Origin of the sequence: Pantoea sp. 18069 (genome assembly GCF_902706035.1) — a bacterium.
Classification (GTDB): Bacteria; Pseudomonadota; Gammaproteobacteria; order Burkholderiales; family Burkholderiaceae_C; genus Comamonas.
On the sequence record NZ_CACSJA010000008.1, the window covers coordinates 69,783 to 84,471 of the forward strand.

At 63.7% G+C, this 14,689-nt stretch carries 10 protein-coding genes and 1 pseudogene; 4 read left to right on the forward strand and 7 right to left on the reverse strand.

The genetic code is table 11. From position 1 onward, the window contains the following. Positions 1–4 precede the first annotated feature (4 nt). Entirely contained in the window at positions 5–961 is a 957-nt protein-coding gene (locus tag GVL12_RS08690) for a DUF979 domain-containing protein (RefSeq protein WP_159912894.1), read from the reverse strand. Positions 962–963: 2 nt separating this feature from the next. After that, positions 964–1,716: a DUF969 domain-containing protein gene (locus tag GVL12_RS08695; RefSeq protein ID WP_159912896.1), complete on the reverse strand. Its 753-nt coding sequence runs from the start codon at positions 1,714–1,716 to the stop codon at positions 964–966. Between the two features lie 379 nt (positions 1,717–2,095). Here GVL12_RS08695 and GVL12_RS08700 point away from each other — a divergent pair, with 379 nt between their 5' ends. Beyond that, positions 2,096–2,773 (forward strand): GntR family transcriptional regulator, encoded by a 678-nt coding sequence (locus GVL12_RS08700; protein ID WP_159912898.1) that lies wholly within the window; start codon positions 2,096–2,098, stop codon positions 2,771–2,773. 80 nt (positions 2,774–2,853) lie between these two features. Here GVL12_RS08700 and GVL12_RS08705 read toward each other — a convergent pair. From GVL12_RS08705 to aceA, 3 genes and pseudogenes are all read right to left on the reverse strand, one after another. Continuing rightward, positions 2,854–3,057, reverse strand: a pseudogene (locus GVL12_RS08705) (isocitrate lyase); the annotation flags it as partial. Positions 3,058–3,096: 39 nt separating this feature from the next. Continuing rightward, positions 3,097–3,579 (reverse strand): GreA/GreB family elongation factor, encoded by a 483-nt coding sequence (locus GVL12_RS08710; protein ID WP_159912900.1) that lies wholly within the window; start codon positions 3,577–3,579, stop codon positions 3,097–3,099. 253 nt (positions 3,580–3,832) lie between these two features. Beyond that, positions 3,833–5,164 (reverse strand): isocitrate lyase, encoded by a 1,332-nt coding sequence (gene aceA / locus GVL12_RS08715; protein WP_159912902.1) that lies wholly within the window; start codon positions 5,162–5,164, stop codon positions 3,833–3,835. 169 nt (positions 5,165–5,333) lie between these two features. Here aceA and GVL12_RS26870 point away from each other — a divergent pair, with 169 nt between their 5' ends. After that, complete coding sequence (locus GVL12_RS26870; RefSeq protein ID WP_306770585.1) at positions 5,334–5,468, forward strand: hypothetical protein; 135 nt, start codon at positions 5,334–5,336, stop codon at positions 5,466–5,468. 496 nt (positions 5,469–5,964) lie between these two features. On the opposite strand, the gene GVL12_RS08720 is transcribed toward GVL12_RS26870, so the two are convergent. Both GVL12_RS08720 and GVL12_RS08725 read right to left on the reverse strand, forming a co-directional pair. Further along, positions 5,965–7,365 (reverse strand): murein L,D-transpeptidase family protein, encoded by a 1,401-nt coding sequence (locus tag GVL12_RS08720; protein WP_159912904.1) that lies wholly within the window; start codon positions 7,363–7,365, stop codon positions 5,965–5,967. Positions 7,366–7,427: 62 nt separating this feature from the next. Then, positions 7,428–8,681 (reverse strand): nuclear transport factor 2 family protein, encoded by a 1,254-nt coding sequence (locus GVL12_RS08725; protein WP_200843607.1) that lies wholly within the window; start codon positions 8,679–8,681, stop codon positions 7,428–7,430. A 2,227-nt stretch (positions 8,682–10,908) separates the two neighbouring features. On the opposite strand from GVL12_RS08725, the gene GVL12_RS08730 reads away from it, so the two are divergent. Beyond that, a complete protein-coding gene (locus GVL12_RS08730) occupies positions 10,909–14,064 on the forward strand; it encodes a hypothetical protein (RefSeq protein WP_159912908.1) in 3,156 nt (1,051 codons plus the stop codon). Positions 14,065–14,133: 69 nt separating this feature from the next. Then, the gene (locus GVL12_RS08735) at positions 14,134–14,658 is read left to right on the forward strand and encodes an OmpA family protein (protein ID WP_159912910.1); all 525 of its coding nucleotides are present in this window, start codon (positions 14,134–14,136) and stop codon (positions 14,656–14,658) included. Positions 14,659–14,689: the final 31 nt, after the last annotated feature.

The following is a 14,689-nucleotide window of genomic DNA, read 5'->3' on the forward strand; positions in this document are numbered from 1 at the left end:
CCACTCAGCGGAACATCAGGAAATACAGCAGGAAGACATTGACCACCAGCAGCGCCAATGCCGTAGGCGCCTGCGCCTTGATCACCGCATTCTTGTCCGGCAACTCCAGCAGCGCCGCGGGCACGATGTTGAAGTTCGCGGCCATGGGGGTCAGCAAGGTGCCGCAGTAGCCGGAGAACATGCCGATGGCCGCCATCACGGCGGGGTCGCCGCCGTACACGCCGATCAGGATAGGCACGCCCACGCCGCCAGTCATCACCGGGAAGGCGGCGAAGCCATTGCCCATGATGATGGTGAACAGCGCCATGCCCAGCACGTAGACCGCGACCGCGACGAAGCGGATGTCCATGTTGATATAGCTGGTCGTCACATAGGCCACGGCCTTGCCCACGCCGGCGTCGGAGAACACCAGCCCCAGCATGCCCAGCAACTGCGGCAGCACCACGGCCCAGCCGAGCGCGTCCGTGAGTCGGCGCGATTCTCGCATGCCCTGCACCGGCGTTTCGCGTGTCAGATAGCAGGCCAGGCCCAGCGCCACGACGCAGCCCAGCCCCAGGCTCACCAAGGTGGTGTTCCTGGGGTCGAGCAGCAGCGTCTGACCGATCTTGACTTCATGCAGCAGCAAGGTGCCAATCACGGTCACCAGGGGAATCGCCAGTGCCGGAACGAACAGCTTGTTGCCCAGGCGCCTGGCGCTGGCCAGATACTGCGCGTCGGTGCGCGGCTTGTGCTTGCCCACGCCCACGCCGCCGAAGCCCGCGAGCAGCGCCATCACGATGACGCCCACGCCCACCCATTCAGGCGGCAGCTTCTCGCCGATCAGAAAGACCAGCGAATACAGGCCCCAGAAAGCGGCGCTGGTGTAGCGGCGCGTGTGGCCCTTGTCGGCCAGGGTCATCAGCGCGGTGATCGCCAGGATGACGCCAACGAGATAGTAAAGATGTTGAATCGACAAAATCATGATCAGCGCGCCTCCACGCTCTTGCCCACGACCGCTTGCTCAGCGGCGATTTCCTCGGCGGCCCGGCCGCCCCCCAGCTCCTTGTCCAGCACCTTGTCGAGGCGGTACATGCGCCAGCCGTGGATCAGGAACGCACAGATGGCCGTGGGAATGCCCCACAGCGCGACGTGGATGGGTTCGACCTCGATGCCCGCCTCGCGCAGGAAGGTGACCATCAGCACGATGGCGCCGAACGCCACGAAGATGTCCTCGCCGAAGAACAGGCCGACGTTGTCGGTCGCCGCCGAATAGGCGCGCAGCTTGTGGCGGATGCGATCGGGCAGCTTGCCGTACCGGGTCTCGGCCGCACCTTCGGCCATGGGGGCCAGCAGCGGACGCACCATCTGCGGGTGACCGCCCAGGCTGGTCAGGCCCATGGCCGCCGTGAGTTCACGCGCGGCCAGGTAGACGATCAACAGGCGACCGGCCGTGGCCGACTTGATGGAGCTGATCCAGTTCTGGGCGTGCTGCCTGAGGCCATGGCGCTCGAGCAGGCCGATCACCGCCAGCGGCAGCAGGATGATCAACGGCAGGTTGCGGGTCTTGATGAAACCCGTGCCGATGACAGCCAGGATTTTCTCCGGGCCGAAGCCCGCCGCGACGGCCGTGGCAATGGCCGTGGCAATCACCACCAGCATCGGATTGAAGCGCAGGATGAAGCCCGCGATGATGACGCCTACCCCAATCAGGGGCCAAAGGCTGACGTCTGTGATCATTGGAAGACCTTTCGTTTGGATCCCACGCGCTCGGCCGGGGCGGCTCGGGCGGACAAGTGGCCACTGCCACGCTGATCTGCCCTGCCCCGCGCTCGGCCCTGGGGACGAAGAACGGCGCAAGGGCTGGTTTCAAAAGCCAGCCCTTGCTTTTTTTGTTGAACAATCTATCAATAAGGTTGAGCATTCATAAAACAATGAATGAACAATGACTGGATTGTGCAAGCCATTACAGGGGCAGCAGAATCAGTAATTACCCTCATTTCCCCGCTGCAGGTCACGTTGCACCCCTGAGCAAACGGGAGGATTGGCTGCACAATGGTCTCGCTGCCCAGGGCATCCGCGCTGTGGCGGGCCCTTCCACGATCACCTGCACCACTTGATGACTTCCGCTCCCGAACTTTCCATCGCCGCCACCAGCCTCAACGAACGCGTGGCCGACATGGTTAGACAAAAGATCGTCCAGGGGGAATTCGTGCCCGGGCAAAAGCTGTCCGAAGCCGCGTTGAGTGAAAGCCTGGACATTTCGCGCAACACGCTGCGCGAAGTGTTTCGCTCCCTGACCAAGGAAGGGCTGCTCAAGCACGCACCCAATCGCGGAGTCTTCGTCGCCACGCCCAGCATCGCCTCGATCATCGACATCTACCGCGTGCGCCGCATGATCGAGTGCCAGGCACTGGCCCAGGCCTACCCCTACCATCCCGCGAAGAAGCGCATGCGCCAGGCGGTCGACAAGGCCCAGGCCTGCCGTGATGCGGGCGACTGGCAGGGCGTGGGCACGGCGAACATGGACTTCCACATGGCGCTGGTCGGAATGGCCGACAGCGAACGCCTCAACAGCTTCTTTTCCCACCTGCTGGTCGAGCTGCGCCTGGCCTTCGGTCTGCTCAACGACCCGGAATTCCTGCACGCGCCCTATGTGGGCATGAACCAGCGCATCATGGAAATGGTCGAGGCCGACCAGATGGCCGAAGCGGCTGCGGCGCTCAATGAATACCTGGTGCATTCGGAGCGCATCGTGCTGGCGGTATATGCGCGGCAGATTGCCCACGATGCATAACGCTCAATAAAAAAATCCATCCCTGGTGGGGATGGCTTTGAAGCTTGGGAGCTCCTGGCTGGAAGCTCCGCGGTCCAGGATCAGTGGAACGGCTCTTCCTCGGTCGGGCCCGTCGGCGCCTTCACGCTCGGCGTACCGCCCTGGATCACCGTGGCCCCATCGTCGAAGTAGCCCGCGCCCACTTCCTGCGGGTGCGACACGAAGGTGTAGCCCTTTTCACGCGCGGCGAAATCGGGTTCCTGGACCAGGTTCACGTAGTGCTTCATGCCTTCGCCGTTGGCGAAATGAAAGACTCATCAATTCAGCGTGAACTTGCTTGCGGCTTAATGAACCCGCAGCACCTCAAACTGCTGTCGGATTGGAGCGACCTGTATCGATACCTCATCACCCTCGCACTTGCCCAGCATGGCCCTGCCCAAGGGGGCTTCGCTGCTGATGACCTGAACGAGTTCAGCGCCGTTGACCAACTTCATGCTGCCCCCATCCGGGCCGAGAAAGATCTGTTGCTGCCTGTCGTCGGAATCCACCAGGCAGACCAGCGCGCCGAGCTGTATACCTTTGCTGGCGTTGTAGGGGCGCGGAGAGAACTGGCGCCAATTGGCCATCGCCTGACGGATGGCTTCGGCGCGACGAGCCTGGCCTGTTGCCAGGTAGGCGGCTTCGAGACCCAATGTGTCGTATTTGTTTTCGGCGATGTTTTCTTCGTGAGTCGCCGCTTCATGGGCCGCCCGCGCTGCCTGCTCGGCTTGCAGCAGGTCCTCGGCGAGCCGTTCCAGCACCTGCTGCTGCAGCAACAATTTATCCATAATGAAAGCTAGGCATGTCAACAAGTGGGGGGGGGGGGGAAGGTCTTGATTATGAAGGGCTGCGACGCTCCTGTTGGCTACAGGTTAACTTCAGCTATGGGTCGAAACGAGACTTCCACACGCCGGAAGCGGATTTCCACACCAGCCCGAATCCCGTCTCACAACGCAAAAACCACCTGACACCAACGGCATCAAGTGGTTTTTCAGCCTGCCCTGCCCCGGCGCCCTCGCGAACGCCAGGGGCTGGCGAAGATCAGTGGAACTGCTCTTCTTCGGTCGAGCCCGTCAGCGCCTTGACGCTCGAGGTGCCGCCCTGGATCACCGTGGTCACGTCGTCGAAGTAGCCCGCGCCCACTTCCTGCTGGTGCGACACGAAGGTGTAGCCCTTTTCACGTGCGGCGAACTCGGGTTCCTGGACCATGTTGACGTAGTGCTTCATGCCTTCGCCGTTGGCGTAGGCGTGTGCGAACTGGAAGGTGTTGAACCAGTTGATGTGGATGCCGGCCAGCGTGATGAACTGGTACTTGTAGCCCAGCGCCGAGAGTTCGTCCTGGAACGAGGCGATGGCCTTGTCGTCGAGGTTCTTCTTCCAGTTGAACGACGGCGAGCAGTTGTAGCTCAGCAGCTTGCCCGGGCAGGCGGCCAGCACGGCCTGGGCGAACTCACGCGCAAAGCCCAGGTCGGGCGTGCCGGTTTCGCACCACACCAGGTCGGCGTACGGAGCGTAGGCCACGCCGCGGCTGATGGCCTGCTCCAGGCCGTTCTTGACGCGGTAGAAACCTTCCTGGGTGCGCTCGCCGGTCAGGAACGGCTTGTCGTTGGCGTCATGGTCGGAAGTGATCAGGTTCGCGGCTTCGGCATCGGTGCGCGCCAGGATCAGCGTGGGCACACCCATCACGTCGGCCGCAAAGCGCGCGGAAACCAGCTTTTCAACCGCTTCCTTGGTCGGCACCAGCACCTTGCCACCCATGTGGCCGCACTTCTTCACGGCCGCGAGCTGGTCTTCGAAGTGCACGCCCGCCGCGCCGGCGGAGATCATGTTCTTCATCAGCTCGAAGGCATTGAGCACGCCGCCAAAACCGGCTTCGGCATCGGCCACGATGGGCAGGAAGTAATCGATGAACTCGGCGTCGCCGGGGTTCAGGCCGCGGCCCCACTGGATTTCATCGGCACGCTTGAATGTGTTGTTGATGCGGCGAACCATGGTGGGCACCGAGTCGTAGGCATACAGCGACTGGTCGGGGTACATGGTTTCGGAGCTGTTGCCGTCGGCGGCAACTTGCCAGCCCGACAGGTACACGGCTTCGAGGCCGGCCTTGGCCTGCTGCATCGCCTGGCCTGCGGAAATCGCGCCGAAGGCGTTCACATAGCCTTTCTTCGCGCCGCCGTTGACCTTCTGCCAGAGCTTCTCGGCGCCGCGCTGGGCCAGCGTGTGCTCGGGCTGCAGGCTGCCGCGCAGACGCACCACGTCGGCGGCCGAATAACCGCGCTTGATACCCTTCCAGCGGGGGTTTTGCGCCCAGTCCTTCTCAAGTGCGGCGATTTGCTGTTCACGGCTCAGTTGTTGCGTCAGCGATTGGGGCATGTTGTTTCTCCAAGGACTCAAGGTTGATGAACTTTCGCGGCGGCATTTCTGCTGCCCATGGAGACTACTGTAAATTTATTTCGGAAAAAAAGCTTGAGTCTTATGTCTTATATAAGAGATAAGACACCTATATAAATCAACCACTTGCAATCATTTTCCGCATTGCGAAATGACATTTCTCGTATTGATATTTTTTGGTGCGTTGCAGCATTTTGAATTTTCACATTATGAAAACGACATTTCAGCAGGCAAAATCTGGGGCTCTTCCACGGCCGCAGCATTTGAAACCGGCGCGGATTTCTGAAGCGCTGAAGGCCACACGGGGCAGAGCAACGGATCCGGCCATTCTTGGACGGGCTCAGGACGCTCAAGAAACAGCTTTTTTCCCCAAATAAATCGATGACTTAGAAAGTGACCGATTGGGGCAAACAGCGGCGAGATTGGTAAAAACCGTTCGTGGTGAGCTTCGCTAGGCGCGCCCGTCGAACCATGAACGGCCCGTCCTCATGATTTGAGCGCAGGCCGTTCACCCTTCGACGCGGCCGGCCAAGCAGGCTCAGGGCGAACGGGGATTGTCAAGTCCGCTGTTTCTTTTAAATGCATTACGAGACCTCGGCTTGCTTACCTCGCTCAGGACTCTCAAGAAACTGATTTCCCCAAACAAATCAATAACTTAGCAGCGATCCGATTTGTGCAAGCAGCGATCGCAAAGTCATGATTTGTCGAAAAAGAATAGCTAATGGCCGTTCGCCCTGAGCGAGGTAGGCGAGACTCGTCTCGCTTGAACCGAAGACCCGCGCTCAGCTGCGGATCTCTTCGGAAAGCACTTCCCAGCGATCGCCCAGCCGGCGCCAGTACTGCCGCAAGGGCAAGCTCTTGCCCGCCTTGCGGCTGCCTATCTGCATGTCCACGATGCGAATCTCGCCTTGCGGATCCTTCCATGCATAGACCGACAGATCTTGCACGCCAATATCGGAGAAGCGGAAGAACTCCGTGAGGCGGGCCCTGGGAACCTGCTGCGCCGCAGGCTCTTGCCCATACATTTTCGCGAGAAGGCCCGGGTCGGCGCTTTTCCAGGCCTGCTGCCAGTTATCCAAGACGCGCACGAAGGCATCGGCGGTCCTGGCCTGGGAACGGTCCGACGGCCCGGTCCACTCCAGCTTGTCGCGCATCAGTACCGGCGTCTGGCGATCGAGCGTCTTCATCAGCAAGATCAGATCGGGATTGGCCAGAACGATGCAGCCGTCGCTGGCCTCGGGAAGGCGCGCGAACTGGTCCGGCGGAGATCCGTGCAGCCAGATGCCATCGCCCGAACGGTCCACGGCCTTGTCCCAGTCATTGGGGTAGTTGAGCGTGAGCGCGCCCTTGCCGTAGAACTCGGGCAGTCGCGCACCCGGAATCTGGCGGCCGATGAAGTAGACGCCCTGGGGCGTGCGCTGATCGCCTTCCAGCGACTTGCCCATGCCGAACTTGCCGATCGAGACATAGAAATCACCGATCAGGCGCAGCTTGCCCTTCTCGTTGCGAAACAGGTACAGCCTGGATTTGCTTGCATCGATCGCCACGGCATGGCGAACCGAAGCGCCCAGTTGCTGGAACTCGCGCGGCACGCTGCCCGCGGCCAGCACGGCACCCGCGCCATGGACGCGGCGCTGGAGTTCCTTTTGCAGGCCATGCGCCTGTTCCTGCAATTCCAGCGGCGCAGCCGGCGTCGCCTTGGGATCGGCGGATACATGCTTGACCAGCAGTTGCGTGACTTCGGACGTGGGCGCGTTCGCCCATCCGGTCATGCGGCCGGTCTTGAAGCGCAGCAGATCGGCATAGACCAGCTGGGCCGCACGGAAATTGGGAACATCGGCCGTGAGCTGGGCCGCAGCACGCAAGGCCGCATCCAGCTCCTGGCGCTTGACCAGGTCGATGACGTCGAGCAGGCGCGCTTCCGCCGTATTGGCCACCACGGGCTTTGCAGCAGCGCCTGCGGCCACTGCGCCGGCCGCACCCGCTGCACCTGCTGCGGCAGACGCCTTGGCCCGGCTCGCCGATTTTGGCGCGGACGCAACCGCGCGCTTGGCAGGCTTGACCTGCTTGGCGACCGACTTCGACTTCTCCTGGCGCACCTGGGCATGGGCGGTCGAGATATATGCCGCACCACTGCCCATCACGCACAGCACAAGCAGCGCTCGACAAAGCGACCTTCTCATCAATATTCCCGACAATTATCTTCTACTGGCGATGCGCACGGAGGCAAGGAAAAGGACCGGTCTCAACCGCCCGTGCTTTCACGCACGATGCGCCAGTTGCCGCCCTCGTTGCGCATGGCCAGGGTTTTTCGCGTGGTGGTGTTCAGGCTGCCGGCTACGTAGTTCTGGCGGAACCTGGCCGTGGCCTGGTCGCCATTGACGGACACCTGGATGTTTTGCAGCGTGATCGAGATACCGCTCTTGCCGACAATGCGGATGCGGCGCGCTTCCTTCCATTGGGCCAGGCTGGCGCCATTGCCCGGCACGAACTTCTCGCTGTAGGCATCGAGATAGCCCGGCATGTCCTGCTTCTCCCAGGCGGTTACCCAGGCCTTGACTGCGGACTCGACTTCGGCCGCAGACTGTGCGACTGCCGGCTTGGGTTCGGCGGCAGGTGACGCTGTCGGCTCGGCGGCCACAGCAGGCTTGGCGGGCGATGCCAGCGCTGCGGCGGCCGATGCCGCGGCGGTCGATACCGCGGCAGCCGACGCTGCGGCGGCCGGCGCTGCTGCGGGCGCTGCCGGCGCTGCGGGCGCGGCAGCCACAGCGGCAGGGGCCACCACGGCAGCAGGCGCTGTCGGTGGTGTAGCGGTCTTGGCGACGGCTTTCGCTTCCGCCTTGGGCAAGGGCCTGGTTTCGACCACCGGTGCGGGCGTGGTCTGCGCCTTCACCTCCGGCTTGACCTCGACCTTGGGCACCACCGGCGGCTTCGCCGGCGCTGCGGGCGCCGCGACGGCACTCGTGCTCGCCTGCGCCACCACGGTCTTGGCCGGGCCCTGTGCCGCGGGGACCAATTGCGTGATCAATGCCAGCTTGGCTGGGATGGTCTGGCGCGAACTGTCCAGTTGCAAGGCCTTGGAATAGGCTTCGCTGGCCATGCGCGCATACAGGTCGCCCAGGTTCTCATGGGCAGTCGTGTAGCTGGGATTGGTGCGAATGGCTTGCTCCAGCGCTTCCGCTGCCTTGCGCTCCTGGCCATCCGCCGCGTACAGCACGGCCAGATTGTTGTAGGGCTCGGGCATGCTCGGGTACTCCCGAACCAGCGAAGAGAAAATCCTGATGGCCTGCGCGTTCTGCTTTTGCTCGGTCGCAATCACTCCACGCACGAAACGCATTTCGACATCGCCGGGGTTCTGCTTGAGATAGCTGTCGGCCTGTATTGCGGCCTGCTTGGCATTGCCCTGGTCCAGCAGCTTCGTGACTTCATCCACGGCGCGCGAAGCCTGCACGGGCATGCTGCCAAGACTCAGGCCCCAGCCCAGCAGCACAGCGAGCATGGGCCTTGAAAAGCGCGACGGGACAGCACTGCGCTTACGCAACATAACCGGGGATGCAATCTGCATATGGCGCTCTTCTCTCTACGCAATGAATGGGAGGGGAAATGGGATGGGGCTTGTCGCTCATGCCAGGTCAGCGCAGCCGCCTGAGCACGCAGCCAAACCCTTTTAATTGTATACGCGCTCCATCCCGCCAGCACCTGCCAAGGGCGTATCCAGCGACGTGCAACCGCCTTGAAAGCGAAGTCGGCGGCAAAGCGATCGATGCGTGCGCCCGAAGTGCAGCCCACGGCTGCGAAAACGATACGCCACAAACACCGAACGTTACGGAACACACGACGTAACACATACCGGAACACGCGCCGAAACACGCTTGCACTCCACTGCCAATTCTTGGAAACACCCAGAAAACACCAATTAAATCAACCACTTGCGAATATCTCAAGGATTGAACAGATAGGGACGGCCGTTGGCACGCATATTGCAAAAAACCTTCCAGACGAGCTTTATGGCCCGCGACCTTGCCGACCGCTTGAACGATCAACCCATCTGGAAAGAGCATATGACGACCTCTTCAATACAACCCTCCGGCACCGCCCTCGCACAGTTGAATGTCTCGCAGGCCGGCGCGTTCGACGCAGCCCCTGCGGCTGGCGCAGCGGCCGCGGCCGTGCCTGCTCCCGCCGTTCTTTCCCAGGTTTCACCGGGCGTTCAGATCGTGCGCGACGGCCAGGCCATGGCGGCGCAAGCCGGCAGCCGGCTGCAAATCGGCGACAAGATCATCGTTCCGCCAGAGGGTGGAGCGCAGGCATTGTTCTCGGGCAGCGGAGGGCAGCAGCTGGTAGGAACGTTCGCTGGCGGCACCGAGGCCACGCTCAACTTCCGCAGTACCGAGGAAGGCACCGGCGTCATGGCGCTGGACCTGGAATCGGGCGACGTCGATGTCGCCGCGGTCGACTCCGAGTCCGTGGGCCTGGTGGTGACGAAGGAATCCTCTGAGGCAGGCGGCGCGGTGCTCGGCGACTTCCTGCTCGCAGGTCTGGCCGGCCTGGGCGCGGGCGCGCTGCTCGCGTCCAGGAACAACGACGACGATGACAACCCGGCGCCTGTGCTGCCGACCAATCCAACGGATTCCACCGAGCCGACGGATAGCACTGAGCCAACGGACTCCACCGAGCCGACGGACTCTACCGAGCCCACAGATTCCACTGAGCCTACGGACTCCACCGAACCCACGGACTCCACTGAGCCTACGGATTCCACTGAGCCTACGGATTCCACTGAGCCTACGGACTCCACCGAACCAACGGACTCTACCGAGCCCACGGATTCCACTGAGCCTACGGATTCCACCGAGCCCACGGATTCCACTGAGCCCACGGATTCCACTGAGCCTACGGACTCCACCGAGCCCACGGATTCCACTGAGCCTACGGACTCCACCGAGCCCACGGATTCCACCGAGCCGACAGATTCCACTGAGCCTACGGATTCCACTGAGCCTACGGACTCCACCGAACCAACGGACTCTACCGAGCCTACGGATTCCACCGAGCCCACGGATTCCACCGAACCAACGGACTCCACTGAGCCTACGGACTCCACCGAGCCCACGGATTCCACCGAACCAACGGACTCCACCGAACCAACGGATTCCACTGAGCCCACGGATTCCACTGAGCCTACGGACTCCACCGAGCCTACGGATTCCACCGAGCCCACGGATTCCACTGAGCCCACGGATTCCACCGAGCCAACGGACTCCACTGAGCCCACGGATTCCACCGAGCCAACGGACTCCACTGAGCCCACGGATTCCACCGAGCCCACGGACTCCACCGAACCAACGGACTCCACTGAGCCCACGGATTCCACCGAACCAACGGACTCCACTGAGCCTACGGATTCCACTGAACCAACGGACTCCACTGAGCCCACAGATTCCACTGAACCAACGGACTCCACTGAGCCCACAGATTCCACTGAACCAACGGATTCCACCGAGCCAACGGACTCCACCGAGCCAACGGATTCCACTGAGCCCACGGACTCTACCGAGCCGACAGATTCCACTGAGCCCACGGATTCCACCAATCCAACGGATCCGACAGATTCCACCGAGCCAACGGATTCCACTGAGCCCACGGATTCGACCGAACCGACGGACTCTACCGAGCCCACCGATGGTCCGGATGACAGCACCGGCCTGATCACTTCGGTGCAGGACGTGGTCGATACCCTGTTGCAGGGGACGGTCGCGGCGCCAGTGATCGATCTGATCAACTCCCTCGTGGACCCTGACAACAGTGCGTTGAGCACGGTTACCGGCTTGCTGGAAAACCTCACGAATACCGACGGCGGCCTCGGTGCGCTGACGGACCTCGTCAACGGCCTGGTCAATACGCAAAATGAGGGCCTGGCGCCCTTGATCGACACCCTCAACAATCTCTTGAACGGTCTCGCGGAGCCCTCGGGTAGCGGCGGCGTGCAGGACCTCGTGAACAACGTTGTTGGTGGCCTGCTGGGTACGGGCGGCTTGGGCGGCTTGCTGGGCGGTTTGCTCACTGGCGGCAGCGGTGGTGGCGACAACGGTGGTGGCGACGGCAGCGGCAGCGAGGGACTCACCGCCTCGACGCAAAGCGTGGTCGACAACCTCGCGGAAGGCACGGTTGCAGCGCCAGTGGCTGACCTGATCAACGCGCTGATCCATCCTTCCGAAGGCACGCTGTCCGCCGTGACCGGCGCACTCGAAAGCCTGACCGGTACCGACGGCGGCCCATTGGCTGTACTCACGGAGCTGGTCAATGGACTGGCCACCATTCCCGGTGAAAACCTCGAACCGTTGATCGAGACGCTCAACGGCTTGATCGGCGGACTGGCGAGCGCGGGCGACGGTGCAGGCGCACTGCAGGATGTGGTCGAAAGCCTGCTGGGCGAAGACGGTGCGCTTGGCGGACTGCTTGCCGAAGGCGGCCTGCTGGCCGGCGTTGGCGACCTGCTGGGCAATCTGTCGGGCGGCGCAGGCGGCGGCTCGGGCGGTAACGGCAGCGGCGTCGTGACCTCGGTGCAGGACGTGGTCGACAACCTGCTGGGCGGCACGGTGGCCGAGCCGGTGGCGGATCTGATCAATGCGCTGACCCACCCCACGGACGGCACGCTGTCCGCAGTGACCAGCGCACTTGAAAGCCTGACAGGCACCGACGGCGGCCCGCTGGCGGTACTCACGGAACTGGTCAATGGTCTGGTCACCATCCCCGGTGAAAACCTCGAACCGCTGATCGAGACGCTCAACGGCCTGATCGCTGGACTCGGGGACGCAGGCAACGGCGCAGGCCCGCTGGGCGGCATCGTCGAAGGCCTGCTGGGCGAAGACGGTGTGCTTGGCGGACTGCTTGCCGAAGGCGGCCTGCTGGCCGGCGTTGGCGGCCTGCTGGGCAATCTGTCGGGCGGTGCAGGTGGCGGCTCGGGCGGTGACGGCAGCGGCGTCGTGACCTCGGTGCAGGACGTGGTCGACAACCTGCTGGGCGGCACGGTGGCCGAGCCGGTGGCGGACCTGATCAATGCACTGACCCATCCCACGGACGGCACGCTGTCCGCAGTGACCGGCGCACTTGAAAGCCTGACCGGCACCGACGGCGGCCCGCTGGCGGTACTCACGGAACTGGTCAATGGCCTGGTCACCATCCCCGGTGAAAACCTCGAACCGCTGATCGAGACGCTCAACGGCCTGATCGCCGGACTCGGGGACGCAGGCAACGGCGCAGGCCCTCTGGGCGGCATCGTCGAAGGCCTGCTGGGCGAAGACGGTGCGCTTGGCGGACTGCTTGCCGAAGGCGGCCTGCTGGCCGGCGTTGGCGGCCTGCTGGGCAATCTGTCGGGCGGCTCGGGCGGTGACGGCAGCGGCGTCGTGACCTCGGTGCAGGACGTGGTCGACAACCTGCTGGGCGGTACGGTGGCCGAGCCGGTCTCTAACCTGCTCAATGCACTGATCGCGCCTACGGACGGCACGCTGTCCATCGTCACCGGTGCGCTCGAAGACCTGACCAGCATCGAAAACGGCCCGCTGGGCGTGCTCACGGAACTGGTCGATGGACTGACGCAGGTGCCCGGTGAAGGACTCGAACCGGTGCTCAGCGTGCTGCACGACCTGATTGCCGGCCTTTCCGATAACGGTGCGACCGGCGGTCTGAGCGGCATTGTGGCCGGAGTGCTCGGAGACAACGGCTTGCTTGGTGGCCTGCTCGGTGGCGGCGGCGGCCTGCTCGGCGGCGGCTTGCTCGGTGGACTGACCGGCGGCGACGGTGGTCTGCTCGCCGGAGTGATCGGTGACGACGGACTGGTCGGCGGCCTTGTCGGCGGTGACGGCGGTCTGCTGGCCGGTGTGATCGGTGACGATGGCCTGCTTGGCGGCCTGCTGGGCGGCGACGGCGGCCTGCTCGGTGGACTGACCGGCGGCGACGGTGGTCTGCTCGCCGGAGTGATCGGTGACGACGGACTGGTCGGCGGCCTTGTCGGCGGTGACGGCGGTCTGCTGGCCGGTGTGATCGGTGACGATGGCCTCCTGGGCGGCCTGCTCGGCGGCGACGGCGGCCTGCTCGGTGGACTGACCGGCGGCGACGGTGGTCTGCTCGCCGGAGTGATCGGTGACGACGGACTGGTCGGCGGCCTTGTCGGCGGTGACGGCGGTCTGCTGGCCGGTGTGATCGGTGACGATGGCCTCCTGGGTGGCCTGCTCGGCGGCGACGGCGGCCTGCTTGGTGGCCTGCTCGGCGGCGACGGTGGACTGCTCGGTGGACTGACCGGCGGTGACGGCGGCCTGCTCGGTGGTCTGACCGGCGGTGACGGCGGTCTGCTCGCCGGAGTCATTGGTGACGACGGCCTGCTTGGTGGCCTGCTCGGTGGCGACGGCGGCCTGCTCGCCGGTGTGATTGGTGACGACGGCCTGCTTGGCGGTCTGCTCGGCGGCGACGGTGGACTGCTTGGTGGTCTGACCGGTGGCGACGGCGGCCTGCTCTCCGGAGTGATCGGTGACGACGGACTGGTCGGCGGCCTTGTCGGCGGCGACGGCGGTCTGCTCGCCGGTGTCATCGGTGACGACGGCCTCCTGGGCGGCCTGCTCGGCGGCGACAGCGGACTGCTGTCCGGTCTGACGGGTAGCCAGGGTCTGGTCGGCGGTCTGCTGGGCCAGAACGGCGCAGTGGGCGGCTTGCTCGGCGGTGGCGGATTGTTGGGCGGCCTGCTGGGCAAGAGCGCTGCGCCGGCCTTCACCAGCGCCGAGTCGGCAGATCAGCCCATTGCCACGGCGATCAGCAGCCTGTCGGAGGGCGGCAACGATACCGCCTCCATCCTGCCTCAGTCGCTGCACAACAACCTGTTTGCCTGATCAACGCCACAACAACGCCCATGTCGCAGACCTTTCGGGTCAACGCGGCATGGGCATGCAAGGAGTCACATGTTCAAGAACTACCCGCTTTACACCAGCCTGCTGCTGGCCTGTGGTCTCGCGGCCTGCAGCTCCGGCCCCGGCAGCTCCGCGCAGCGCAGCGCAAACCATTACGCGTTCGGCAAGGCGCCTCCGGTCGCTGCGGACAATGCGCGCGTCGCGCCCGTCATCGCCCAGCCCGTGCAAGCCAGGAAGGGGCCGGACAATGTCGCGCATATCGTCTATTTCGATTTCGATTCCTACACGGTCAGGCCCGTCGATCGACCGATTCTGGAAAGCCATGCCCGCTGGCTGCGCAGCAACCCGCAGCAGTCGCTGGTGCTCCAGGGCCACACTGATTCGCGCGGCGGCATCGAGTACAACCTCGCGCTCGGAAACAAGCGTGCGCAAGCGGTGCGTTCAAGCCTGCAACTGCTGGGCGTGGAACAGCACCGGGTGGAAGCCGTGAGCTACGGCAAGGAGCAACTGGCCGACCCGGGTACGAGCGATGCGGCACACCAGCGCAATCGCCGTGTGGAATTCGAGTATCGATGAGTTGATTGAGCAGCCTTGACCGCTTGCGTGC

What these genes read in the sequence shown, in the direction of transcription:
- GVL12_RS08690 (WP_159912894.1), bottom strand. Translation starts at nt 961, where the DNA reads ATGATTTTGTCGATTCAACATCTTTACTATCTCGTTGGCGTCATCCTG.
- GVL12_RS08695 (WP_159912896.1), bottom strand. Translation starts at nt 1,716, where the DNA reads ATGATCACAGACGTCAGCCTTTGGCCCCTGATTGGGGTAGGCGTCATC.
- GVL12_RS08700 (WP_159912898.1), top strand. Translation starts at nt 2,096, where the DNA reads ATGACTTCCGCTCCCGAACTTTCCATCGCCGCCACCAGCCTCAACGAA.
- GVL12_RS08710 (WP_159912900.1), bottom strand. Translation starts at nt 3,579, where the DNA reads ATGGATAAATTGTTGCTGCAGCAGCAGGTGCTGGAACGGCTCGCCGAG.
- aceA (WP_159912902.1), bottom strand. Translation starts at nt 5,164, where the DNA reads ATGCCCCAATCGCTGACGCAACAACTGAGCCGTGAACAGCAAATCGCC.
- GVL12_RS26870 (WP_306770585.1), top strand. Translation starts at nt 5,334, where the DNA reads ATGACATTTCTCGTATTGATATTTTTTGGTGCGTTGCAGCATTTTGAA.
- GVL12_RS08720 (WP_159912904.1), bottom strand. Translation starts at nt 7,365, where the DNA reads ATGAGAAGGTCGCTTTGTCGAGCGCTGCTTGTGCTGTGCGTGATGGGC.
- GVL12_RS08725 (WP_200843607.1), bottom strand. Translation starts at nt 8,681, where the DNA reads ATGCTCGCTGTGCTGCTGGGCTGGGGCCTGAGTCTTGGCAGCATGCCC.
- GVL12_RS08735 (WP_159912910.1), top strand. Translation starts at nt 14,134, where the DNA reads ATGTTCAAGAACTACCCGCTTTACACCAGCCTGCTGCTGGCCTGTGGT.